The sequence below is a fragment of the Epilithonimonas tenax DSM 16811 genome (genome assembly GCF_000428485.1).
Taxonomy (GTDB): domain Bacteria; phylum Bacteroidota; class Bacteroidia; order Flavobacteriales; family Weeksellaceae; genus Epilithonimonas; species Epilithonimonas tenax.
Genome location: NZ_AUAA01000001.1, coordinates 141,957 through 168,719, shown reverse-complemented (window position 1 = coordinate 168,719; position 26,763 = coordinate 141,957). Strand labels below are relative to the sequence as shown.

The following is a 26,763-nucleotide window of genomic DNA, read 5'->3' as shown; positions in this document are numbered from 1 at the left end:
TATTTGTTATCCTTTTTTTTAGTAATATTTTAATTGTATTTTGTCAGAAAGTTTCCAACAATGTAGAGATTGTCGTGGATTTGAATATCAAAAATAAAAAAGTAGAATCTGCTGCTGGATTTTTACATTTTAATGAATTAGCACCATTGCAAAAAAATATTTCGGAATTAAAACCGAAATATTGGAGATTTGGAGCAAAATTGAAAGAACATACGCCCAAAAGAAAGGCACAGGTAGCGATCCTTTTAAAAAACAATATTGTTCCAATCATCGTTTTAAGTGATATCTATGATGAAGAACACTGGTATAAGGAAAAAGGCGGTTGGATTCGGCCATCCGATAATGGGAAACCATTTGCACAGATGACAGGTAATCTTTACAAAGAGCTTGGTAATAAGGTGGTTTTTGACGTTTGGAATGAACCTAATCTAAAAGAAGTTTGGGGAGGAACTAGAGAGGAATATTTTCAAACATTCAAAGTTGCCCACGATGCACTCAGAAATTCGCCGGATGGTAAAAATGCAAAGATTACCGGACCATCAATCAGTAGCTACGATAAAGAATATATTGAAGCATTTTTAAATTACTGCAGTAAAAACAATATCCAGTTAGATATTCTTAATTGGCATGATTTAGGAAATCAAAAAGATGCTGTAAAGCTTCAGGACAACATAAAGGAGATAAAACAATTACTGAAAAAATATCCAAATCTGGGTGTTGAAAATATTTATATTCCCGAAATTATAGGATTGGAAGAGCAATTTAATCCTCTGACTGCTTTCTCTTATATTAACTCTTTGGAAAAAAGCAAAGTTTATGGAGGGTGTAAGGCTTGTTGGGATAATCCGGATAATGAAGGCGAAAATAGTTGCTGGAACAATTCTATGGATGGAATTCTTACACCTGCCGGAAAGACGCGAGCTTCTTGGTGGTTTTACAAATATTATGCGGATAGTTTGGAAAAGAGATTGGACTCAAAAACTAGTAACCAAGAAGTGATATCCATTTCATCTTTTGATAAAAACAATAATTTATGCTCTTTGATTGGTAATTTAGGTGACAAGAATTATAGTAATTTGTCTCTTAGCATTCATAATATTTATGATTTAAAATTAGTTAAAAATAAGTCTCTTCAATTATACGAAATTCCAAACACAGGATCTGCTTATTTGGAAAAGCCTGTTTTGGTATTCAAAAGTAATATTGTACTCAATAAAAAAAGCACAACTATAGGCTTGAAAAATTTAAAAGCAAAAAGTTTATATTATCTGGTAATATCACATAAATAAAATAGTAGATGCAATGTTAAATTGTAATATTGGTTATTTTCATTTTTTTATAATTAATTATTTAAAATACTTACTTGAAGAAAGATACAATTAAAATCGTTCAATTTGTAGAAGCATTCGGAGGAGGCGTTTATACTTATGTCAAAGATCTTTGTAATTTTTTGGCATTGGTAGATACTGCGTTTGACTTAGAAATTCATTTGATATACAGCCCAAACAGAGTAGAGTTTGATAAAGAAATGTTCGATCACGAAATTCATCCGTCTATCATCCTTCACGAATTGGATATGCGGAGAGAGATAGACTTGAAGAATGATTTTGGAATCATAAAACAAACCAGAGCATTACTGAAAAAAATAAAACCTGATATTCTGCATCTGCATTCATCCAAATCGGGTGTTCTGGCAAGAATTGCAGTTTTTGGATTAATCAGTAAAGACAAGATTTTCTATTCTCCACACGGGTATGCGTTTATTCAGAAAAATATTTCTAAAAGTAAAGTTTATCTGTTTAAAATCATTGAAAATGTGATGCCTTTTCTACTGGGAGGTACAACTGTAGCTTCTGGGAATACAGAATATGAAATTGCAAAAAAAATCTCCAAAACAATTCTAATCAGAAATGGAGTAGATTTTGGTCTACCCCAAAAGTTGATTAGAAATATTGATAAAAAACGTCTTACAATAGGGACAATAGGAAGACTTACACCTCAGAAAAATCCAAAACTCTTTAATGAAATAGCTAAGCAAATCCCTGATGCAGACTTTATTTGGATTGGTAATGGTGAATTAGAGCACGAGATAGATTCACAAAACATCACAGTAACTGGCTGGGTCAAAACCAGAGAAGATCTTTTGAATAAGCTCAATGAGATAGATCTTTACCTGCAGGTATCTCTTTGGGAAGGGCTTCCAATAGCTTTGATAGAAGCAATGGTGATGAGAAAACCATTGGTCGTAAGCAATATCATTGGTAACAAAGATTGTGTAGAAGTTGGATACAATGGTTTTGTTTTTGACAACCTGAACGAGGCTGTAGAGAAGATCAATCTGTTTAAAAACAAAGCGTTGATCTCCCAATTAGGAGACAGTTCTTTTAACAAAGCTTTTACAGAATATGATAAACAAAAAAACTTTACAGAATTGGTAAACGTTTATTTACAAGCTTTTAAACTTTGATAAAATAATTTTTTTTTTAATTTATAATCTTTACTTTTGTAGTCATAAACTAAAACTTATGAAAACACAAAAAGTTGGAATTACCTTTTCTTCTTTTGATTTGCTTCATGCAGGTCATATCAAGATGCTGGAAGAAGCCAAAACTGTCTGTGATTACCTGATAGTTGGTCTCCAACTGGATCCGACATTTGATCGCCCCAATAAAAATAAACCTACACAAACCATTGTAGAGCGCTATATTCAGCTAAAAGCTTGTAAAGATGTGGATGAGATTATTCCTTACAATACAGAGGAGGATCTTATGGATATTTTGCAGTCTTTCGTAGTGGATGTGCGTATTATCGGCAGTGATTACAAGGATAAGAATTTTACGGGCAAAGCATATTGCGAAGAAAAAGGAATTGACATTTTTTACAACAAGAGGGATCATAGATTCTCCAGTTCTGCACTGAAAAAGTCTGTGTTTGAGCAGGAATTAAAAAAGATAGATTCAACTTTAGGAAAACAGATCGTATGAAAGTAAAAGAAACGCCACTTAAGGATTGTTACATTATAGAGCCAACCGTATTTGAAGACGATAGAGGTTTTTTCTTTGAAAAATATAATGAGAAGAGATTTGAAGAGGCTACAGGTCTCAATGGCCATTTTGTACAGGACAATATTTCAAAATCATCCTATGGTGTGTTGAGAGGTCTTCACCTTCAGAAGGGTGAGCATGCACAGGCAAAATTGGTCTCTTGTCTGGAGGGCAAAGTCTTTGACGTCGCAGTAGATCTCCGGGAAGAATCTCCAACTTTTGGTAAATGGTTTGGAATAGAACTGACACCGGAAAATAAACTTCAACTCTATGTTCCACGAGGTTTCGGACATGGTTTTTCTGTTTTAAGTGAAACAGCAGTCTTTGCATACAAATGTGACAACTTTTATAATAAAGAATCAGAAGGAGGTGTGCTCTGGAACGATGAACAAATTAATATTGACTGGAGACTTCCATTGGAAGATGTAATTTTATCAGATAAAGACGCGATACTTTCTAAGTTTTCTGAGCATAATTTTTAATTTATTTAAAATTGTAATTTACTATCTTTAAATAAATGTTATATTTGAAACTGCCATTTGCGATTTTTTGTAAATATCGAATGTAACTGATGAAATTAAAAATCAATACTTGATGTTTTAGAATATGCCGCTTTATTTCTTGAAAAAATTAACCAAATATCTTGTATTTGGGGATTATATCGTTATCAATTTATTCTTTCTATTAGGGATCAATTTTCTTATTAGTCCCTCAGAAATTTCTGTTATTAAGCCAGATTACAAGACTCAGTTATTGATCCTCAATTTTTCCTGGTATATCATTTCCAAATTAGTGAAGTTGTATGCGGATTCTTATTATAAAGATTCTGCAAAACACTTCAGCTCCTTATTCAAAGCCCTTTCTATATTTATTGTATTCTTTTTCTTTTACAATACACTGATTTATTCCAAATCAATAAGTATTTGGTTTACCGTGAAGTATCTGCTTTTGGTAACCTCTATGATGGTTTTGGGAAGAATAGTCATATTTCTGATCCGTAAAAAATACAGGATAAAAATCAGCAGAAAAATCACTTCCGTCAATACCATTTTAATAGGAAAGAATAATTTTTCAACAACCATTTTATCCAACGAGGAGATACGATCATCTATGGGAATTAGAGGATTTTATTCCATTGAAAGTGCCACTGAAAAAGGGAAATATCTGGGTGATATCAATGCTCTTCTTGAAGATCTTGAAAATGAAAAAATAGACAATATCATTCTTTGCGACGATTCAATAGACGAAGAATTGTATAATGAGATCGTTCATGTGGCAGAACATAAAATGATCAGAATATATATCGTTCCGGATTTTAAGTATATTAATATGGGGCCACATTCTTTTGATGTCATTCAAGGAGTGCCTTTTTTAAAATTAATGAAAGAGCCGTTAACCAATGCGGAAAATCAATTTGTAAAAAGATTGTTTGATGTCGTTTTTTCACTGTTTGTTATTATTTTTATCCTGTCGTGGCTTATTCCAATCGTGGCTCTTATTATCAAAATAGAAAGTAAGGGTTCTGTTTTCTTTCTGCAAAAGAGATCAGGTATTAAAAATGAACCTTTTAAATGTATCAAATTTAGAAGTATGGCAATCAACAGTCATTCTGATATCGTGATGGCCAAAAAAGGAGATAGCAGGATTACAAAATTTGGTAAGTTTATCAGAAAAACGAGCATAGATGAATTGCCACAGTTTATCAATGTTTTAATGGGGAATATGTCTATCGTAGGACCAAGGCCACATATGCTGTCACAGACTGATCAATATTCCAAGATTACAAAAAAATATATGCTGAGACATATTGTCAAGCCTGGAATTACTGGCTGGGCACAGGTCATGGGTTCTCGTGGCGAGATATTCTCTGACAAAGACATGGAAAAAAGAATAGAAAAAGATATTTGGTATATCCAGAACTGGTCATTTTTTCTAGATCTTAAAATTGTTTTTTTGACCTTTTATAATATCATCAAAGGAGACGAGCAGGCTTATTAAAGTATCAACTTGTTTAAAAATAATCTAAATAGAAAGAACCAAATTTTGGTTCTTTTTTTTATCACTAAATTTGCAACTTCAAATTTTTATAAATGCGTACGAAATCAACAGGTAAGAAAAAAATAAATATCGTCACTCTTGGATGTTCCAAAAACGTCTACGACTCAGAAGTCTTGATGGGCCAGCTGGAAGCCAACGGAAAAAATGTGGTACACGAAGAAAAAGGAGATATTGTGGTGATCAATACCTGCGGATTCATAGATAACGCAAAAGAAGAAAGCATCAATACGATTCTGGAATATGTAGACCTGAAGAATCAGGGTCTGGTAGAAAAGGTTTTTGTGACTGGCTGTCTTTCCGAAAGATACAAACCGGATTTGATCCGCGAGATTCCCGATGTAGACCAATACTTCGGAACCCGTGATCTGCCTATTTTGCTGAAGCATCTTGGTGCAGATTACAAACACGAGTTGGTAGGCGAGAGGCTTACGACAACACCGAAGCATTACGCTTATCTCAAAATATCAGAAGGCTGTGACCGCCCTTGTTCTTTCTGTGCAATCCCGTTGATGAGAGGAAATCACATTTCTACACCTATTGAGAAATTGATCATCGAAACTCAAAAACTGGCGAAAAAAGGGGTCAAAGAATTGATCCTGATTGCTCAGGACCTTACCTTCTACGGTTTGGATATCTATAAGAAAAGAGCTTTAGGAGAATTACTTCAGGAATTGATAAAAGTGGAAGGGATAGAGTGGATCAGGCTTCATTATGCTTTCCCTACAGGTTTCCCGGAAGATGTACTCGATATTATCAGAAACGAACCGAAGATCTGTAATTACATCGATATTCCTCTGCAGCACATCAATACAGAGTTATTGAAAGCGATGAAACGGGGCACAACTTTTGAAAAGACCAATGCACTCCTTGATAAGTTCCGTGAGAAAGTGCCGGATATGGCAATCAGAACCACATTGATCGTAGGTTTCCCAGGTGAGACGGACGAGAAATTCGAAGAATTGAAACAATGGGTAAGAGATCAGAGATTCGATCGTCTAGGTTGTTTCACTTATTCTCACGAAGAAAATACGACCGCATATGTTTTGGAGGATATTATTTCTGATGAAGTGAAACAAAGCAGGGTAGAGCAAATCATGGAAATCCAGCAGCAGATCTCTTGGGAGAAAAACCAGGAAAAGATCGGTAAGGTGTTCAGGTGTATCTTTGACAGGAAAGAAGGCGATTACTTCGTAGGCAGAACAGAGTATGATTCTCCGGACGTCGATAATACGGTTTTGGTTCCTGCAAAAGACACTTACATCTCTATTGGCGAGTTTGCAGACGTGAGAATTACCTCCGCAGAAGATTATGATCTGATAGGAGAATTGGTATAATTACCATTTTGAACAATATAAAGCCTTCATTTTTGAAGGCTTTTTTTATGAATTTTGTTAAATTTTTTTCAGAATTGATTTAAGTATTTGATTTCTAGCGTCTTGTGATATAATTAAGACTTCGTATCGTACTTTTATTTATAATTTTATCGATTCCGTATTATTTAATCATTTTTTAATATATAATGATCAGTATTGTGATTAATTGTTAATTTATTTTAGCTAAAAAATGATCAGTTTTACATAATATTGAATTTATTAAAAATTAGATATCAGTTTAATGCGCTGTTTATCAGGTATTTGTTGGTTTGAACTGTTGTCTGAATGGTGTAATTAATTAACAAAATTCATATTAAATTAACACTTTTTAACAACCTTTGTAATGTCCTTATAGTAAGTGGTTGTAGCGCTTCAACATCACGATTGGAGCAGAATAGAGGGGAGATCAGGTCAAAAATGAGGTTCGGAAAGTCATTACTGATATCTTTGCAGAGTCAAAACCAATAAAAATTCAACATGATAAAAAGAATTCTTCTTGTAATCATAATGATGATTTCCACACTTGGTATTTATTCTTTCAAGAACAATGCCACAGATGCTAAAACAAGTTTTGCATCGTTCTACCACGATAAGTTTAATGGTAGGAAAACAGCAAGCGGAGAAATTTTCAGTAACAAAGAATTTACCGCTGCTAATAAAACACTTCCTTTTGGGACAGAAGTAAAAGTTACTAACTTGATCTCTGGGAAAAGTGTTGTAGTTAGAGTTAACGACAGAGGACCATACCACTCATCCAGAGCCTTTGATCTCTCGAAAGCTGCATTTGATTCGATAGGCGACACCAGAAAAGGTACCATTGCCATCGAATACGAAATTATCGACTAAGATTCAACTTATTTTAAAGTTTAAAAGCCATCCGGATTCGGGTGGCTTTTGTTATATAATAAGCGTAGTTTATGTCAAGGGATTTTCGGTAATCTAAGGATTTGATAAACGCCGTAATTTTTTTGAAGATACAGATCACGTAATTTCCGGAATCGCATGCCAATGAGCTTCGCGCAGATATCCAAATTTGACTTTGCAATGTTCTGAGATGATCTTCATCAGCTTTTCGTCGGCGTTATTAGGTTCTAAATCAAATATTAACTTTCGGAATCATCTTTTGGTGTCCCAATGTCTTTGATAGATTCTTCTTCCTCAAATCCATTTTTACAATCAAGCTTGTGTTGTAGTATAGATTCAAATGAAGAAAACATTCCAATTGCCACTATTGATTTTTGTAATTGAACCATTTGCAGGTTTTTGACTCCAATGGTTGATCCGCCAGTCTCGAGTTCTTTAATTACTGCAAAATGGACATCTTATAATGCATTTAATGTAAAAGCAGTTCCCATATGTATTGGTTCATCAAAATTGTGCATCTATGATTAATTGGCCTTTATTTCAAAATTTCAAAATACAGATTAAACTCAATTTTTTGATTTTAAAAATAAAAAACCGCTCAGAAAAATCTGAACGGTTTATATAGTTTATTGGTCTTTGACTCTTACATCATTCCTGGCATTCCGCCGCCCATTGGCATTGCAGGTTCGTTACTTTTCACTTCTGTGATTACACATTCTGTTGTCAACAACATTCCTGAAACAGAAGCTGCGTTTTCCAAAGCAACTCTTGTCACTTTAGTAGGATCTATGATCCCAGCTTCAAGCATATTCACATACTCGTCAGTCTTTGCGTTGTAACCGAAATCTCCGGTTCCTTCTGCTACTTTCGCAACGATTACAGAGCCTTCACCACCAGCATTGGTAACGATTTGTCTCAATGGCTCTTCGATAGCTCTTTTGATGATCTTAATCCCTGTGGTTTCGTCAGCATTAGCACCTTCGAAGTTAAGGGCAGCAACTGCTCTTACCAAAGCAACACCACCACCGGCAACGATGCCTTCTTCTACGGCAGCTCTGGTTGCGTGCAATGCATCGTCAACTCTGTCTTTTTTCTCTTTCATTTCTACCTCAGATGCAGCACCTACGTAAAGTACAGCCACACCACCAGCCAATTTAGCCAATCTCTCCTGAAGTTTTTCTCTGTCATAATCAGAAGTTGTGGTTTCCATCTGAGCTTTGATCTGAGAAACTCTTCCTTTGATTTGAGCCTCTTCGCCACCACCGTTTACAAGTGTTGTATTGTCTTTGTCGATCACCACTTTCTCAGCAGTTCCCAACATATCGATGGTGATGTTTTCCATTGTGAAACCTCTTTCTTCAGAGATCACTGTTCCTCCTGTCAGGATGGCGATATCTTCCAACATCGCTTTTCTTCTGTCGCCAAATCCTGGTGCTTTCACAGCCGCAATTTTAAGAGAACCTCTCAATTTGTTCACAACCAAAGTTGCCAAAGCTTCACCTTCAACTTCTTCAGAGATAATCAATAGAGATTTTCCACCTTGTGCAACGGGCTCCAGAACTGGCAATAATTCTTTCATAGAAGAGATTTTTTTCTCTACCAATAAGATATAAGGATTTTCCAATTCAACCACCATTTTCTCTGGATTAGTCACGAAATATGGAGACTGGAAGCCTCTGTCAAACTGCATTCCTTCTACAACGTCTACAGTTGTATCCGTTCCTTTTGCTTCTTCTACAGTGATGACACCTTCTTTTCCTACTTTTCCAAAAGCTTCAGCAATCAATGATCCAATGGTATCGTCATTGTTAGCAGAGATAGAAGCTACTTGTTTGATTTTTTCTGAGTTGTTTCCCACTTCCTGAGACTGAGATTTCAGATTTTCAACCACTGCCAAAACAGCTTTGTCGATTCCTCTTTTTAAGTCCATTGGGTTTGCACCTGCAGCAACGTTTTTAAGACCTTCTCTTACGATAGCCTGAGCAAGAACGGTAGCGGTAGTTGTACCATCTCCGGCGATATCATTGGTTTTAGAAGCCACTTCTTTTACCATCTGCGCTCCCATATTTTCTACTCTGTCTTCCAGTTCGATTTCTTTTGCAACCGTTACACCATCTTTGGTAACGTGTGGTGCACCGAAAGATTTTTCGATGACAACATTTCTACCTTTTGGTCCTAAAGTTACTTTAACTGCATTTGCTAATGCGTCAACACCTCTTTTCAAAGCGTCTCTTGATTCAATATCGAATTTAATTTCTTTTGCCATATTATTTTGCTTTTGGCGATTTGCTTTTGGCTTTTGGCTTTAGCAATTCGCGATTTTTATTTTAATGTTTAATTTACAGCGTTTGGCTGGTTTATTTAATTTTAAAAGCAATTAGCTAAATGCTAAAAGCTATTTTCCGTTTAGCCTGTTCCAAAGTGTTACAAGCTTCTTTTTTAATATAATTAATTCTTCTAAAATATTTTGATAATCACTTTCTTTAATGTAGTTCAAATCTTTAGCAAGAATTAATTGGCTTTCAGCTTCGTTTGATGAGCCTAATGCAATGTTGATAAAATTAGCAAATTCTTTATCAGAATTTCTTCCACTTCCCTCAGAAATATTATAACCAATGGAAGCCAATGATCTTCTAATTTGAGAGGTCAATCCAAATAGTTCTTCTTTAGGAAAACTTTTAGTTGAAGTATAAATTTTTAAAGTCAATTGATGGCTGAGTTGCCAAACTTCAAATTTTTTGAAATCTCTCATTGCTTATTTTCAATGCAAAAAGCCAACAGCCAGAAGCTAAAAGCAATTAGCTAGTTATTATTCCAAGTAGATCGCCCTCTTTTACGATAAGATAATCTTTTCCCTCAAACTTAAGTTCTGTTCCTGAATATTTTCCATAAAGCACTTTGTCTCCCACTTTTACAGTAGTTGGTTCATCTACTTTTCCTGGACCAACGGCTACAACTGTTCCTTCCTGAGGTTTTTCTTTTGCAGTGTCCGGGATGATGATTCCTGATGCTGTTTTAGTTTCTGCAGGTGTTGGCTCTACCAAAACTCTGTCCGCTAATGGTCTGAAATTTACTGACATAATTATATTTGATTTTTAATATTTATTCTATTTCCTACATCTCCAACAATGTGCCAACGTCGTTGATGCTGATGACTTGATCGATGATTGTTCGATTTGGCAGATATTTATTTCAAAACTGAAATTTTGGCAGAAAAAAAGTTTACCGGTTTGGTAAACTTTCATGGGTTATTCTGTGGTCTCTATTGTCATTTTTCTTCCAGCTGCATTAATGTCTTGTTTTAATACCTTTCTTGTGTTCCAATCTATATAATAAGTGCTCTCCGTTTTCCTGTCCTGGATATCATCGGTCGTTTTCACGATCCAGACTTTCTGGCCATTGTATTCTCCTTTTTCCACCTTTTCGATATAAGCTTTGATGATGCCTTTTTTGGCTGTCGGATTGTAATCGAAAATGGAGATTTCAGCTGTGTTATTTTCATTTAATGGCAAAAATCGAATTAAAGCAGGATAACTGTTGCTGTCAAAATAAGCTGATGTTGTCGCTTCATCAATCAGATCCTTTTTTTGCGTTTTCTTATCAAGATAATATCCAGTCACTCTGTTTTTACCCAATTTGAGCGCCATATTTCTCATAGAATTGGAAGACGAATGGTAAACTGGCTGAAAATCCAGAATTTTAATAATAGTCGAATCTACCCATGCCGCATCAGGATTCTGATTCATTTTGACGGTTGTTTTTATGAGGAGTTCTTTCTTGTTTAATTTCGTCAGTTCCGTTGTTACCCTACCGATTTCTATTTTGGAGCCAGCTCGTTCTGCAGACCAGACAGCTTCTGATATTTCATTCTGAATATACTTTGGGTTAAGTTTGACATTGGAAGGTGTAAGTATGCTTTGTGCAGAAAAAAAATTAGCACTACTTATAATTAAAAGAATAAGAAATGTTCTCATATTTTTTAATTATAAGTAGTGCCAATGGTGATAAAGTTACAGCAATCGGTACTTACTTTTTTCCTGCAGCCTGCATTGGATTTACTTTTCCACTTGCGCCGCCTCTTGCCGTTTCTTTTTGTGCCTGTTTGAAAACCTGGAATTTTGTAGGTGCTTCTGTGGAAGTACTCGCCGCCCAATAGTTGTTGGAGGTGTCAATGTCCGCCGTTTCTTTCATTGGGTCCAATTGGATGGATTTTATTTTCTTACCGAAGTAATAAGTTTTGGAAACCTTCTGCTCATTTGATCTCCAAATCTGAACATTGATCTTATCATTCAGTTTGGATCCGTCTTCAAAAGTGAATTCCAGAATAATGGGCATTACCAGTCCACCTTTGTTTGTAAAATCAATCTGGTAGGCGGTGATGTTTTTGTTAGCACCTTGCGTTTTATCTTGTGCTGACAGTTTTTCGGAAGCTGGCGATTTTAAAGTATATTCTTTAGAAGTGTCCACTTTTTCTTCGCCTCTGTCATAGCGGTAGTAGAAGTCCTGAACCCCTTTGTCGCCATCCACATAGAATTTGATTTTCTCATTTCTGTTTCTGATTTTCGAGATATCTTGGAATTCGTTTACAGCTGGCGAATCAGTTTTATACTTGGTTTCTTTTGCCTCTCTAGGAAGTGCATCGAAATCCGGCGTAGCTGCTGTCACTTTGGTGATCGCGATATCTACAGGATCTGTGCTATAGAACCAGCCTCTCCAAAACCAATCAAGATCTTCGCCACTTGCATCTTCCATCGTTCTGAAAAGATCCGCAGGTTCCGGATGACGGAAGGCCCATCTTTTTGCATAGGTTTTGAATGCTTTGTCAAAAAGTTCTCTTCCCATAATGGTTTCACGAAGGATATTAAGTCCGGTTGCCGGTTTGGAGTAAGCATTCGGTCCAAATCTCGCAATGTTTTCTGAATTGGTCATAATTGGCTCCAATTCGTCTTTCGGAAGTTTCATATAATCTACGATTGTCCACGCCGGTCCACGTTTGGAAGGAAATTTATGATCCCATTTTTCTTCAGTAAGATATTCAACAAATGTATTAAGACCTTCATCCATCCAAGACCATTGTCTCTCGTCCGAGTTGATGATCATCGGGAAAAAATTGTGTCCAACTTCGTGGATAATTACGCCCAACATTCCGTTTTTGATTGCTTCAGAATAAGTTCCGTCTTTCTCGGTTCTTCCATAATTGAAACAGATCATTGGATATTCCATTCCGTTGGAAGCTTCAACAGATTGTGCCACTGGATACGGATAAGGAATTGTGAATTCAGAATAAGTTTTGATCGTGTGCGCAACCGCTTTTGTAGAGAATTTTCTGTAAAGTCCGTACGCTTCTTTTCCGTAAAAACTCATTGCCATCACTTTGTTGTTGTTTTCGGGAATCGTGACACGCATGCCGTCCCAAACAAATTTTCTGGAAGAACCCCAAGCAAAATCACGTACGTTTTCTGCTTCGAATTTCCAGGTTTTTCTCTCTTTGGATTTGTTTTTCTCTGCTTTTTTAGCTTCGTCCAGCGTCACAATTTCAATCGGTTCGTTGGCATTTTCTGCCTGTTTATATCTTGCTAATTGAGCCGAAGTCAAAACCTCATTATAATTTTTACATTCGCCGGTTCCGCCAATGATGTGATCTGCCGGAACATTCATGGACACTTTGAAGTTTCCAAAAACCAAAGCAAATTCTCCACGCCCGGTAAACTGGTGGTTCTGCCAGCCGTGGAAATCACTGTAAACACACATTCTTGGGTACCATTGCGTCATTGTATAAAGATCGTTGCCATCTTCAGGGAAGTTTTCGTAACCACCACGACCGCCTTTTTCCGTACGGTTTGGGATGTTGTAATTCCAATCTATTTTGAAAGTAAATTGGTCTCCAGCTCTCAAAGGTTTGGCAAGGTCTATTCTCATCATCGTTTTGTTCACGACATATTTGATAGGTGAGCCGTTGGCGTCTGTTACTTTTTCCAGATTCACACCATAGCCATCATCTTTTGCAGGAAGTTCGGATGTTTTTAGCCTATCTATATTTGATCCTTTTGGCAGGGTAGAAGAAGTTGGGTAATCTGCGTTTTTCACAGAAGACTGCTGATTTTCATCTAATTGAAGCCATAGATATTCTAAGTTATCGGGAGAATTGTTATAGTAGGTAATGGTTTCAGAACCTTTTAAATTTCTTTTGTCTTCGTCCAGATAGGCAGAGATATCATAGTCTGCACGCTGTTGCCAATAAGCTTGTCCCGGCGCTCCAGAAGCTGTTCTATAAGTATTTGGCGTGGGGAGAATGGTGCCGAGTTGTTCAAATTTGTTTCCGTGGTTGCTCCCAGGATTATTTTGAATATTTTGAGCGCTGAAAAAAACACTGATGACGAGAAGACTTAGAACTTTTAATTTCATTTTCGAAAAATTAATGACTTATAAAATTATATGTCATCAAATTTAGGAAATAGTTACTAATAAATTTGAAATAGAAATGGGTTATTGGTGTTTTTTCTATAAATATGATTGTCGAAACCACAGGTTTTCTCCTTCTAAAGCCAGAGGATTTGGGAAATTATTGGTGAATAAGCCGCCGGTGCCTAAGCCTTGCGGCATTGGATTTTTTTTGTTGTAGGTGTATTGGGCAATCGCATTCAGTCCGATGTTGCTTTCAAGAGCCGAGGTCACCCACCAGTTGATGTTGTTTTTTTCTGCAAGATCGATCCATTGGTCAGAACCGGAAAATCCACCTACTAAGCTTGGTTTCAAGATGATATATTGAGGTTTGATTTCTGCCAGGAGTTCTTTTTTTGCCTGAGTATGTACAATGCCGATGAGCTCTTCGTCCAGAGCAATGGGTGTGGGTGTGTTTTTGCAAAGTTCTGCCATCGCTTTCCAGCTTCCTGCTTTTATGGGTTGCTCTATAGAGTGAATGTCTAGTTCTGCCAATTCTTCCAAAATATTTTTTGCCTGTTCTGGGGAAAAAGCACCATTGGCATCCACACGCAGTTCAATCTGCTCTTTCGGGAATTTTTTTCGGATGGATCTGATAACGTCCTTCTCAGAATGCCAGTTTATCCCAATTTTGAGTTTGATGCAGGTAAAGTTGTTTTTCAGTTTGTCCTCGATTTGGGATTGCATAAAATCTTCATTTCCCATCCATATCAATCCATTGATTTTGATAGAATCTTTGCCTTCTGTAAAATCACTAGGAAAGTAGATGTTTGTATCGCGGGTAATGTTTGCCAAAGCTTGCTCCAATCCAAAAATGATTGATGGGAACTGACTTAGGTTTTCTTTTAATATGTCCACATCTTCATTGATATTATTGCAAAGCCAAAGTAATTTCTCTTCATAATCTGGGACATCATCGTAGCTTAACCCTCGGAAAAGAGAGCACTCTCCAATTCCGGTTTTTCCTTTGTCAGAAATTTCCAGGAAATAAGTTTCTTTTGTGTTCAAAATACCTCGGGAAGTTCCGCTTGGCTGTTTGAAATTCAGAATGTACTTTTGAAATTTGGCGTCCATCATATTGCAAAAATAATAAAAGACCGAAGAAATCGGCCTTTAGTATCATTTAATAATTGTTGATTTTAATTTTTATTCACTGCTTTTGCCATAAACTCTTCTGCCTTGGTGACCATTGCTGCACTTCCGCAGAAAAAAGGCACACGCTGATGCAGTTCTGTTGGCTCTATCTCCATAATTCTTTTGAAACCGTCGGTGCATTTTCCGCCAGCCTGCTCTGCCAAGAATGCCATCGGATTGGCTTCGTAAAGCAATCTTAATTTTCCGTTAGGTGAGTGGGAAGTCTGTGGATAGATGTAGATGCCGCCTTTTAGCATATTTCTGTGGAAATCGGATACCAAAGATCCGATGTATCTGGAGGTGTAAGGTCTGTCGCCTTCTTCTTCCTGGCAATATTTGATATAATCTTTCACACCCTGGGGAAATTTGATGTAATTGCCTTCATTAATAGAATATATTTTCCCCATCGTAGGGAATTTGATGTTTTCGTGAGACAGATAATAAGTGCCGATGGATGGGTCCAAAGTAAAACCGTTGACGCCGTTGCCGGTGGTGTACACGATCATTGTAGACGAGCCGTAAACAACATATCCTGCAGCAACCTGATTCACCCCTTTTTGCAGAAAATCTCTCAACTCCACAGGGCTTCCCGGATCAGAAACTCTTCTGTAGATCGAAAAAATAGTTCCTACGGAAACATTCACATCAATGTTGGAAGAACCATCCAAAGGATCGATCAGAACAACATACTTACTGAGGTGGGCATTTTCTGTACATTTCACTTCGATGAAATCATCACTTTCTTCAGATGCAATGCCGCAAACCACTTCTCTCTGAGAAAGTGCAGCGATGAAGATGTCATTGGCCAAAACATCCAGCTTCTGCTGATCTTCGCCTTGGACATTCATATTGCCGACGTTTCCAATAATGTCTGCAATGCCCGCTTTGTTCACTTCCCGGTTGACAATTTTTGTGGCAATTCTTATCGAGCTGATAAGACGGGAAAGCTCTCCTGTAGAGTATTTGAAGTCGTCCTGTTTTTCTATGATGAATTCTCCTAAAGTCTGTAGCGCTTGTTTTGACATTATTGTAGTTTTGAGTTTTACAAAACTATATTTTTTTTTATTTACATGGAACAAAATTTATCACTAATTGATAATAATCATTTTAATCTGATTAATATGGTTTTGTATCTCATTTTGAGTCATTAAAAAAAGCCGCTTCAATTTTCATATTTCGTTCATTATTAATATTTTTGAGGCTTGAAAAAAATCCTTCTTAATATTAATATAAAAAAAGCTTGTTCTAAAAAAGCTAAAATCTAAATGAAAGTTTACAAATTTGGTGGTGCATCTGTGAAAGATGCAGAAGGAGTGAAAAATGTAGCCTTGGTTCTGGAAACTCAAGGTTTTGAAAAATGTCTGCTTGTGGTTTCCGCAATGGGGAAAACGACCAATGCTTTGGAAAAAGTAGTAGAATATTATTTCAAGAAACAGGATTATCAGAAAGAAATAGAGCTGATAAAGAAGGACCACATCGATATTGCCAAGGGTTTATTTTCAGAAGATCATCCGGTTTTTGGAGAGATCTCTTTGTTTTTTGATGACATCGATTCTTTTTTAAGAAGAAATAAGTCGCCCAATTATAACTTCGTTTATGACCAAGTGGTCAGCTGTGGCGAAATGATATCGTCCAAAATATTAAGTGAGTATCTTAATGATATTCAGTTTTTTAACCATTGGCTGGATGCGAGAGACTATATCAAGACCGATAGCAATTACAGAGAAGGAATCGTCAACTGGCAGGAAACAGAACAAAATATTTCCAAACTGGATAAGATCAATTGTTATGTCACGCAGGGATTTATAGGATCAGAAAGTAATAATTTTACAGTGACTTTAGGAAGAGAAGGATCAGATTATACCGCAGCGATCTTTGCTTATTGCCTGAATGCAGACGAGATGACCATTTGGAAAGATGTTCCGGGTGTAATGACGGGTGATCCAAGAAAATTCGAAAATGTAGAATTGCTGTCCTTTATTTCTTACGAGGAAGCGATTGAGATGGCGTATTATGGTGCATCGGTGATTCACCCAAAAACATTGCAGCCCCTAAAACAGAAAAATATTCCTTTTTTTGTAAAATCATTTCTGCAACCGCAAGAACCGGGAACCAAGGTGGGAAACTCCACAGAAAACGAATTGATAGAAAGTTATATCCTGAAAGAAAACCAAACGCTGCTGAATGTTGAAACGCGTGATTTCTCGTTCATAGCAGAGGATCACATGAGTTTGATCTTTACACTTCTGGCCAAATATAAAATTAAAGTTTCTTTGATGCAGAATTCAGCAATTTCACTAGCTTTATGTTTGGAAGATAAATTCGGAATGGCTAATGATTTTAATGAAGAGCTTCAGCAGAGCTTTATCACGCAGATGACGAAAAACGTTTCCTTGTTCACCGTTAGAAATGCAGAACTGGATAAGCTGGAAAAATTTTACAAAGATAAAAAAGTACTGCTGGAACAGATTTCCAAAAAAACCTTTCAAATGGTAACCATGTAAAAACACTATGAGCTTAATTTCCAAAGAAGACTTGATAAAAGCAGCCGGACTCGATAAAATTGGTTTTCTAAAGAGACCAGTGGCATCGGCTATCATGAATCTTACTAAAATAAATGAAGTCAATGCACTGTACAACAAGTTGATCCATACAAAAGGCGTAGAATTCTTTGATGAATTTGTAAAAGCACAGGAACTCAGTTACATTGTCTTTGCAGAAGATCTTTCGAAAATCCCTAAGACCGGGCCATTTATTATTGTCTCCAATCATCCACTGGGTGCGTTGGATGGGATACTGATGTGCAAGATCATTCTGAGTGTACGTCCTGATTTCAAAGTGATGGGAAATTTCCTACTTTCGAAAATTAAGCCGATGGATCCTTTCGTCATCTCTGTCAATCCTTTTGAAGAGAGAAAGGACGCATACAGTAGTTCTTCCGGAATGCGAGAAACCTTTCGTCACCTCTCAGAAGGTGGATGTCTGGGCATCTTTCCGGCTGGTGAAGTATCCAATAAGAATAATAAATATGGCGAAATATTAGACAGACCGTGGGGGAAAACAGCGCTTAAGATCATTAAGAAAGCAAAAGTTCCTGTGGTTCCAATGTATTTCCACGCCAACAATAGTAAGATTTTCTATACTGTCTCCAAGCTGCATCCAGATCTACAGACCCTGATGTTGCCAACGGAAATGATGCGCAAGCGGGATAAACCCATCAGGATCCGAATTGGCAAACCCATCTCTGTCAAACAGATGGAAGAGGAGGAGACGATTGAGGAACTAGGGGATTATCTTTATAATAAGGTCTATATGCTGAAGTCTTATTACGAAAAAAGAAGAAGTATCACAGAGAAGCTGAAACTGCCAAATATGGCACTCAAACTTCCATTGCTGAAACAGAATAATATCGTCCAGAATATCATAGATGCTACGCCTACAGAAGATATAGAAAACGAAATTAATACCCTTAAAAATACAGAGAACAAAAAGCTGTTTTCTCACGGCGACTATGATGTGTTTTTTACGACATCTGCAGAGATACCCTTTATAATGAGGGAAATAGGACGCCAAAGAGAGCTGACTTTCCGTGCCATTGGAGAAGGTACCAATCTTCCTTTTGACTTGGATGAATATGACAACCATTACCACCATCTTTTCCTTTGGGATAATGCCGATAAAAAACTGGTCGGCGCTTACAGGATGGCTTTGGGTTCTGAAGTTATGAAAAAATTCGGGATCGCTGGCTTCTACACGAGTTCCCTCTTTGAGTACGATCCGGAATTGCAGCCATTCTTCCGTAAAGTGATAGAAATGGGACGCGCTTATATCTCCATTGAATACCAGCAGAAGCCATTTCCTTTATTTTTACTTTGGAGAGGCATTGTGCATGTTTGTCTTAGAAATCCGGAGCATAAATTTTTGATGGGCGGTGTAAGTATCAGCAATAAGTTTTCTGAGTTTTCAAAATCATTGATGATAGAGTTTATGCGATCGCATTATTATGATTCTGCAGTGGCACAATATATTCACCCAAAGAATGAATTCAAAGTGGTGATGAAAGAGCGGGATAAAGCGTTGTTTTTTGAAGATATCGATGCTGATCTCAATAAACTGGATAAGATCATTGATGATCTGGAGCCCGAGCTTAGATTGCCTGTTCTGATCAAAAAATATATCAAGCAGAATGCAAAGATGATCGCCTTTAATGTGGATCCAAACTTCAATGATGCGATTGATGGCCTGATGTACATCCGTATTAGTGATCTTCCGGAAGACACAATAAAGCCGGTTTTGGAAGAATTAAGTGATTTTTTCAAATCCCAGACAGAAAAAAAATCTTCTGATAATCAGTGATTTTTATATAAAAAGCAGAAGAAATTATAATATAATTTGCATCGTAAGGATAAAGGCTATACTTTTGCACCACTCAAACAAAAAGAGTGATGGTTTCTTAGCTCAGTTGGTAGAGCAATGGATTGAAAATCCATGTGTCCCTGGTTCGATCCCTGGAGAAACCACTAAGAAACCACCTGTATTAGGTGGTTTTTTTATCAAAATGTGAATTTGATGTTGACATCATTTGCAGTTTAAAAATAAAGGGTGTATTTTTGCGCCACTCAGAACAAAAAGAGAAATGGTTTCTTAGCTCAGTTGGTAGAGCAATGGATTGAAAATCCATGTGTCCCTGGTTCGATCCCTGGAGAAACCACTGAAGACCGCCTATTTATAGGCGGTTTTTTTATGTCTTTATATTTATAGAAGTGAAGTTTGGGATCAGTGGGATTGATCCGATCAATCTCAAAACTTGGGAACTAGGCAAAAAGTTTATACAACCTGAACAGGAAAAATGCTTTAGCCCGCAAACCTTACAGGGCGATGCACTGGCCAGGTTGTCCGATTGATTATATTGGAATACTGCCGGATGCTTGTTTGGATCTATCGTTGGAAGATAGGATGAAATTTGCAGTCGACTATTTTGGAAATTAATTTTTTTAAAAAATATTAAAAACCCTTTGTCGCAAGTGGGACAGAGGCTCGATGTATTAATTTTTGGATATAGTGTTAAATTTATCTTAAAAAAAAGGATACTTTTGTAAAAACTAATTTCATATTAAATTGCATGAAAAAGTATTATTTTGTACTATTTTTATTCCTTGTTTCTTTCCTTACTGCCCAGCATATTCATGAAAATGATACTATTAACTACCTTTCCAATGGTATTGTAGAAGATGGGAATGGTAAAATCATTACGGATCAAAGTCTCAAACAGAAATTTTTGAAAGATCGTGTTGCTAAAGTGCTTCTTGAAAAGAAAAACATGAAAAAAACTGCACTAACAGCGGTAGAGATGTGCTCCAATGGCGGTTTTGAACAGATAGAAACCGTGGCTGGCGCCAATTATCTTAAAAACTTCTTGTACAACATCGGAGATCCTCCCGGTCCTACGCAGTGTAGGTCTATATCTAATAAAGCTGATACCTATATCAATCAATATGACCCTTCGGCAGTCAATGAGATGGCAACCACGGTTCCCGCTAATCTTATTGATAGGTATATGGGTGATATCAAAGCGTTTGATCAATATGCTTTGAAAATTAATTATCCAAACTCGAGCACGTATGGGGCAATTGTTCAGGGAAAAAGATTTAAAACCAATAATGAAAATTTTCTGAAATTTAATTATAAAGCTATTCTACAAAGTGTGTATGATAATAGCCATACTGATAATCAGGCATTTTTTAAAGCTAGGGTTCTTAACAAAAATAACCAGGTTGTAAGTGAGTTCTGTCTTGTAGGAGATGAGAAAAACTGTATTTTTACAAAGGTCCCAGATGGCAGCTATGGTTATGTAACATTATATACAGCCAATTGGCAGTCCGGGATATTGGATATCTCTGCCATCCCTAATAATGAAGAGTTTACGATAGAGTTTATGGCATCCAGATGCGGTTTGGGAGGTCATTTTGGTTATGCTTATGTAGATGATATTTGTCTTCTGCACTCTAACGAGAGTTTTATAGGAAGTATCAATTTAGATCCTCTCAATGCTGTGTGTCCTAGTTTGCCACTGAATGTTTCGGGTGTTTTTACTGTTCCGAATTCTGGCGGTGTCACGGCTTCTGTGAAGAATATCACACTGAAATTGTTCAATGAAACTGGTACGGCTGTCTATACGACTCAAGCAGCCACTATTGACAATGTTAATAAAAAATTCAATTTTGTTCTCAACAGTGCTGATGTCCCCAACGTAAGTCAGTCCAATTATAATGTGGGTGTTTATATTGATTATGATATACAGGGAAGTTCTTGTGGAGGCGGTAATTTTTTCTCCAATGCATCAGATACAGATGCCAATGATGGTTGGGATATTAGTTTCCTCAATTGTTCATCATCTTGTCATATTCCGGTCACAACGGCAAAGCTTTCAAAGTGTGATATTGGTCAAGATGCATTAGAAAATTTTAATCTGACGGATTTTGATAACAAAGTCGTAACTTCTACAGTAGGTCTTACTTTTTCATATTTCAAAAATTACAATGATGCTTTTACAAATGCCAACAGTATCTCGGGCTCTACAAGTTACCAATCCGGTACAAGTACTATTTATATAAGGGTTTCCAAAGATCCAAGCTGTTACAAGATTATACCGGTTGCACTGGAAGTAAGAAATCCTACTGCGAATATCACTGGAGTCCTCAACGTATGCTCTGGGAGTACAGAGCTAACTGCATCTCCCGGGAGTTCTTATTTATGGAGCTTTAACGGATTAAACACACAAACCATTACTGTAACCGATGTTGGGGTGTATTCTGTTACTGTTACGGATAGTTATGGTTGTAGCAGTACTGCCAGTGTAAGTATAGAACCCAGTGTAACTGCAGTTTCTCCAACATTGCTTGTTACTCAGCCTTCTTGTTTTGTCTCTTATGGCACCATAAAGGTAACGTCTCCTGCTTCAGAATACAGTTTTGATAATGGTGCGACGTGGACTACCAATGGTACGAAAACCAATCTGTATCCAGGAAAATACTATGTGAAGATCAAAACGCTCAAAGGTTGCACTTCGTATTCTCAGGAGGTCAACATCATCCAATCATTATTACAGGTACCTAATACCAACGCAACCCAGCCAAGATTTTGTGGCGATACGGGAAGTATCACTGTAACGACTACTGCGGCATATTACAGTTTTGATAATGGGGTGACTTGGGTAACCAATCCTGTGGCAGACAAACTGCAGCCAGATAAATATATCGTAAGAACAAAGGATGCAGCTGGCTGTATTTCAAATGCTCAAGTCGTCCTCATACAAAGCCAGACGCTTGGCAATGTAGATTATACATTGGTAAGTCCTGCATGTGCTGTTTTAGGAACAATCACAATCAATACACCGGCAGATTTTTATACTTTTAACGGAGGTGTAACTTGGGCAAGCTCCAATGTTTCCAGTAATGTAACTGCAGGGAACTACTCTGTAGGAGTTAAAAATTATCTGGGATGTACCTCTGATTATTCATATATTTCTGTGTACAAATTTGAAAGCCAGGCGCCACAATATGAAACCATTCAGCCAGAGTGTGGAACAAACGGTAGTATCTACATAAAAACAGAAGCAGCGGAATACAGCTTTGACAATGGTGCCACCTGGACAACTAGTAATCTTGCAGAGTTACCACCAGGTAATTATCAAATTAAAATTAAAAACAGCGCAAACTGCATTTCTCAGTCGCAAACGGTTAGATTAGATCCTCCTACACTTCCAAGTCCAATTTATACTACGGAAGAACCCGGATGTGGCGTCAATGGTAAGATAACAATCAATAGTGTTTCTGATTTTTACAGTTTTGATAATGGGGCAACTTGGGTAACCACAAACTCCAAAAGTCTTCCAGCTGGGTATTACTATATTATGGTGAAAAATAATACAGGATGTAAATCTTATCCACAATCTGTCTCGCTGAATCAGCAAAAATTGCCGAAACCATCAATAACGGTTGTACAGCCTACGTGTGCCGTAAAGGGAAGTATTACCGTGAATACAGTAGCTGATTTTTATAGTATCAATGGTGGATATACTTGGAATTCTAATCCTGTCTTTACGAATTTGACTAATTACAGTTATGACGTAGTTGTCAAAAATAGTCTGAGCTGCATATCAGATGCGTCTTCTGTTTATTTTAGCCAAATTTACCTTGATAATCCCACTTATACTGCGGTAAGTCCAAGTTGTGGTAATACCATTGGAAGTATAAAATTCACGTCAGCAGCCGATCAGTACAGTATAGATGGCGGCTCTAGCTGGTCAATCAATCCGGATTTTTCCAATCTTACAAAAGGTTATTATCGTTTGGTAGTTAAAAAATCAGGATGTATTTCAAATAATATTTATGTGGACTTGGACGATACGAGATTGCCACAGCCATCTGTCACTGCAGTTCAGCCCGCTTGCGGAACGAAGGGAAGTATTACTGTAAATGCTGTTGCCAATTTTTATAGCATAGATGGTGGTTATACTTGGGCTCCCAATCCTGTCTTTTCTAATTTGAATCCCGGTTATTATTCTGTTATGATAAAGGATGCAACTTGTACATCCTCTACTGTTGGTGTTAATCTTAAACCATTTTATTTAGAAAACCCTTCGTATACCTCTACTCAGCCTTCTTGTGGGGTAGGAGCTTCTATTACGATTACAACACCAGCTAGTTTTTACAGTATAGATGGTGGTAATACCTGGAGCTCCAGTCCTGTTTTTACCAATTTGTCAGGAACGTCTTATAGAATTGCCATCAAGAATAATCTTAACTGTACCTCCGATACTTACAACACTTCTGTCTATTTTTCCACCTATTATCTGCCAAAACCGGATGTTGAGATCATCCAGCCAAAATGTGGTCAAAATGGAAGTATAAAAGTACTTACGCCTGCAGCCCAGTACAGTTTTGATGGCGGAAATACTTGGACAACCAATTCTGTTTTAACAAATCTCACTACAGGATCTTACAATGTTGTGATAAAAAATGCGCAAGGATGTAGATCCAATTCCTTCTATATCTCGATCAATACCTATTATCTGCCACAGCCATTGGTGAACGTTGTGCAGCCTACATGTGGTAATAATGGTAGCATCACAGTCTTGTCGAATGCTGCATTTTATTCTTTTGATAATGGTGCGACTTGGGGTACCAGTTCTACATTACTCAACCCAGTGCCAGGGTATTACTATATAAAAATAAAAAACTCAATTGGTTGTGTTTCTACTGCTGTAGGAAAGAGTGTTCAGAAATATTATCTCGGTTCTCCGCAGGTTACGACGATCCAGCCAACCTGCGCATCACCATTAGGTTCTATTATTGTTAAAACCATTTCAGATCTTTATAGTTTTGATAATGGTGCAACATGGGTTACTAGTCCTATTAAGAATAATGCCGCTTCTGGATACTATAATGTTTTGATAAAAAATAGTTTTGGATGCGTTTCTCAAACTGCTAATGCATATATTAATTCTAGTCCCAGTATACCTGCAGCTCCGGTGGTCGCAACAGTGCAGCCTACCGCTTGTGACAGTACAGATGGTAGTATAAAGATCAATACTGTAGCAAGCAGTTACTCTTTTAACGATGGTGCGTCTTGGACAAACAATCCTGTCAAAAACAATCTAGGCTCTGGGACTTATATTATCAAAATCAAAGTGAATGCTTACAGCTGCGAGTCTCTTACGACTGTTGTCAATCTGGATTCCGGGATTGCTATTGCTGCGCCTACTGTTTCTGTGACAGCACCCACTTGCAGTGTTGCCACAGGTAGTATCACGGTAACAAGCCCTGCCGCCACTTTCAGTTTTGATAATGGATTGACCTTCACCTATTCTAATACAAAAAGCGGCCTCTTACCAGGAAACTATCAGATCAAGGTGAAAAACGCTGCCGGCTGTATATCCAATGTTGCAACTGCAGTCATCACCACGCCTGCGCCGTTGCCTGCTCCGGTCTATTCTGTGACGCATCCTGATTGCAACAGTGCTTTGGGAATAATCAAAATTACGAGCTCTGCCGCAGAATTCAGTTTTGATAACGGACTTACATTTGGTACATCTGACACCAGATCTAATCTACCGCCAGGAACTTATAACCTAATGATAAAAGACGCTGCCGGCTGTATCTCATTAGCAGCAATGGTAACAGTCAATATAAAACCTATTACACCGCTTCAGCCACAGGTTTCTGTAACTCAACCTTTAGGATGCACTGCCACTACGGGTCATATATCTGTAATATCGCCTGCAGCCTATTACAGTTTTGATGATGGTGTTACCTGGGTGACGGTTTCTAATGCAATGCTTTCGCCGGGTACTTACTTGGTAAGACAAAAATTATCCAGTAGCGGCTGTCCTTCACCTGCACTTTCTGTGGTGATTAATACGCCTCCGAATGCTCCGGTTCTGCCAGTTTATGTGGTGAATCAGCCTGCTTCTTGTGCCAATCCTTTTGGCGATATCACGATCTCGACGCCTGCTGCTTTTTACAGTTTTGATGATGGTGTAACCTATTCGCTTAACGCAAATTCTGGGCAGTTGGCTCCGGGCAATTATAAATTAAAAACAAAAAACGCTGCTGGTTGCGAATCTGCAGCTGTTCTGGTAGTGGTTAAAAAACCTATTGATACACCTGTAATTGCGCTGTTTCAAGTTCAGCAGCTAGATTGTCATCATGCAAGTGGTGAGATTTTGATTACGACTTCAGCAGTTCAGTATTCTATAGATGATGGTGTTTCTTGGGCGAGTTCTAATTCTTTCAGAGGCTTGGTGCCAGATACTTATAAGATCAGGTATAAAAATGCGATTGGATGTATATCAGATCCTGCTCAGGTCGTTATTAATACATATGTTAATACGACGCCAACACCTTTGGCATCACCTACGCAGAGTTTTTGTATTCAAAACAAAGCAACCCTCGGGAATGTAAATATAACAGGAACAGATGTGAAATGGTATGATGCCGCAATTGGTGGTCATCAATTGCAGCCCTCCACAGCCTTGGTTGATGGGAATACTTACTACGCTTCTCAGATTATTGCAACTTGTGAGAGCGTGCGTGTTCCAGTAAATGTTAACATCACAGCAACTTTACCTCCAACGGGAAGTTCTCCGCAGTTATTCTGTATCAGCACAAATGCAAAATTAGACGATATCAAAATTACGGGGAGTCATATCAAATGGTATTCAGACAAGCTGTCTCTGACGCCGTTACCTTCGGTCACTGCTTTGCAGGATGGCTTTACCTATTACGCTACTCAAACTGTTGACGGATGTGAGAGTGTACAGAGATTACCAATCTTGATTATGATAACATCTGATAATATCCCGGGCAACTCAGGTCCTGAGGTGGCAAATATTACGATAGAAAATACAACTGCGACAGTCATTGTTAAAGGTTCTCTCACATATGAGTATTCTCTAGATAACGACAAAGATTGGCAAGATTCTAACGTTTTCCGAAATCTCTCACAAGGCGTACACAAAGTCTATGTTAGGGAAAAAACAAATATCTGTGCTGTAACAATTAAAGATTTTACAATTTTTAAAATCAATAATATCATCACACCTAATGGAGATGGCGTGAATGACGGCTGGGAGATAGAAGGTTTGGAAAATTATCCTGGCACTGTTGTTCGTGTGATGGATAAAAATGGTAAGGTGGTTTTGGAAACAACTGTTAAAGGTCAGTTTTTCTGGAACGGATCTTTTCTGGGACGCCCTTTGCCGACAGACAATTACTGGTATCATATCGTACTTACAGATGGCAGATTGCTGACAGGATATGTTGTCATAAAAAATAGAAATTAAATTT

18 protein-coding genes and 2 tRNA genes are annotated in these 26,763 nt (G+C 37.4%); 12 read left to right on the top strand and 8 right to left on the bottom strand.

Annotated features, from left to right (window positions below):
* Positions 1-80: 80 nt before the first annotated feature.
* From F564_RS0100750 to F564_RS0100720, 7 genes are all read left to right on the top strand, one after another.
* The gene (locus tag F564_RS0100750; RefSeq protein WP_161625922.1) at positions 81-1,289 is read left to right on the top strand and encodes a GH39 family glycosyl hydrolase; all 1,209 of its coding nucleotides are present in this window, start codon (positions 81-83) and stop codon (positions 1,287-1,289) included.
* Positions 1,290-1,363: 74 nt separating this feature from the next.
* Positions 1,364-2,467, top strand: a complete 1,104-nt coding sequence (locus F564_RS0100745) for a glycosyltransferase (protein WP_051259511.1) — start codon at positions 1,364-1,366, stop codon at positions 2,465-2,467.
* A 58-nt stretch (positions 2,468-2,525) separates the two neighbouring features.
* Positions 2,526-2,984, top strand: coding sequence for an adenylyltransferase/cytidyltransferase family protein (locus F564_RS0100740; RefSeq protein ID WP_028120906.1), 459 nt, complete (start codon positions 2,526-2,528; stop codon positions 2,982-2,984).
* Entirely contained in the window at positions 2,981-3,526 is a 546-nt protein-coding gene (rfbC, locus tag F564_RS0100735) for a dTDP-4-dehydrorhamnose 3,5-epimerase (protein WP_028120905.1), read from the top strand. The genes F564_RS0100740 and rfbC overlap by 4 nt, the downstream gene beginning before the upstream one ends.
* Positions 3,527-3,650: 124 nt before the next feature.
* Positions 3,651-5,042, top strand: coding sequence for an exopolysaccharide biosynthesis polyprenyl glycosylphosphotransferase (locus tag F564_RS18475; RefSeq protein ID WP_051259510.1), 1,392 nt, complete (start codon positions 3,651-3,653; stop codon positions 5,040-5,042).
* A gap of 92 nt (positions 5,043-5,134) precedes the next feature.
* Positions 5,135-6,436 (top strand): 30S ribosomal protein S12 methylthiotransferase RimO, encoded by a 1,302-nt coding sequence (gene rimO, locus F564_RS0100725; protein ID WP_028120904.1) that lies wholly within the window; start codon positions 5,135-5,137, stop codon positions 6,434-6,436.
* A gap of 516 nt (positions 6,437-6,952) precedes the next feature.
* A complete protein-coding gene (locus F564_RS0100720; protein ID WP_028120903.1) occupies positions 6,953-7,321 on the top strand; it encodes a septal ring lytic transglycosylase RlpA family protein in 369 nt (122 codons plus the stop codon).
* A gap of 257 nt (positions 7,322-7,578) precedes the next feature.
* Here F564_RS0100720 and F564_RS20485 read toward each other — a convergent pair whose 3' ends face one another.
* The 8 genes from F564_RS20485 to fbp all read right to left on the bottom strand — a co-directional run bounded on the left by F564_RS20485 (position 7,579) and on the right by fbp (position 15,939).
* Positions 7,579-7,728, bottom strand: a complete 150-nt coding sequence (locus tag F564_RS20485; RefSeq protein WP_154656770.1) for a hypothetical protein — start codon at positions 7,726-7,728, stop codon at positions 7,579-7,581.
* Positions 7,729-7,982: 254 nt separating this feature from the next.
* The gene (gene groL, locus F564_RS0100710; protein ID WP_028120902.1) at positions 7,983-9,605 is read right to left on the bottom strand and encodes a chaperonin GroEL; all 1,623 of its coding nucleotides are present in this window, start codon (positions 9,603-9,605) and stop codon (positions 7,983-7,985) included.
* Between the two features lie 129 nt (positions 9,606-9,734).
* Positions 9,735-10,091 (bottom strand): four helix bundle protein, encoded by a 357-nt coding sequence (locus F564_RS0100705; RefSeq protein WP_028120901.1) that lies wholly within the window; start codon positions 10,089-10,091, stop codon positions 9,735-9,737.
* Positions 10,092-10,137: 46 nt separating this feature from the next.
* Positions 10,138-10,419 carry a co-chaperone GroES gene (locus F564_RS0100700; protein ID WP_028120900.1) on the bottom strand — a complete coding sequence of 94 codons (282 nt, stop codon included), beginning with the start codon at positions 10,417-10,419 and terminating at the stop codon, positions 10,138-10,140.
* 168 nt (positions 10,420-10,587) lie between these two features.
* A complete protein-coding gene (locus F564_RS0100695) occupies positions 10,588-11,313 on the bottom strand; it encodes a DUF3108 domain-containing protein (protein ID WP_028120899.1) in 726 nt (241 codons plus the stop codon).
* 52 nt (positions 11,314-11,365) lie between these two features.
* The gene (locus tag F564_RS0100690) at positions 11,366-13,744 is read right to left on the bottom strand and encodes a M1 family aminopeptidase (protein ID WP_028120898.1); all 2,379 of its coding nucleotides are present in this window, start codon (positions 13,742-13,744) and stop codon (positions 11,366-11,368) included.
* A 96-nt stretch (positions 13,745-13,840) separates the two neighbouring features.
* Positions 13,841-14,854, bottom strand: a complete 1,014-nt coding sequence (locus F564_RS0100685; RefSeq protein WP_028120897.1) for an o-succinylbenzoate synthase — start codon at positions 14,852-14,854, stop codon at positions 13,841-13,843.
* A gap of 65 nt (positions 14,855-14,919) precedes the next feature.
* Positions 14,920-15,939, bottom strand: a complete 1,020-nt coding sequence (gene fbp, locus F564_RS0100680; RefSeq protein WP_028120896.1) for a class 1 fructose-bisphosphatase — start codon at positions 15,937-15,939, stop codon at positions 14,920-14,922.
* A 240-nt stretch (positions 15,940-16,179) separates the two neighbouring features.
* Here fbp and F564_RS0100675 point away from each other — a divergent pair, with 240 nt between their 5' ends.
* The 5 genes from F564_RS0100675 (at position 16,180) to F564_RS0100650 (ending at position 26,759) form a co-directional block, all read left to right on the top strand.
* Positions 16,180-17,418, top strand: a complete 1,239-nt coding sequence (locus tag F564_RS0100675; RefSeq protein WP_028120895.1) for an aspartate kinase — start codon at positions 16,180-16,182, stop codon at positions 17,416-17,418.
* 7 nt (positions 17,419-17,425) lie between these two features.
* Entirely contained in the window at positions 17,426-19,270 is a 1,845-nt protein-coding gene (locus F564_RS0100670; protein WP_028120894.1) for a lysophospholipid acyltransferase family protein, read from the top strand.
* A 91-nt stretch (positions 19,271-19,361) separates the two neighbouring features.
* A tRNA-Phe gene (locus F564_RS0100665) sits at positions 19,362-19,434 on the top strand.
* 118 nt (positions 19,435-19,552) lie between these two features.
* Positions 19,553-19,625 (top strand) — tRNA-Phe (locus tag F564_RS0100660).
* A gap of 411 nt (positions 19,626-20,036) precedes the next feature.
* Positions 20,037-26,759 carry a T9SS type B sorting domain-containing protein gene (locus tag F564_RS0100650; RefSeq protein ID WP_028120893.1) on the top strand — a complete coding sequence of 2,241 codons (6,723 nt, stop codon included), beginning with the start codon at positions 20,037-20,039 and terminating at the stop codon, positions 26,757-26,759.
* Positions 26,760-26,763 lie beyond the last annotated feature (4 nt).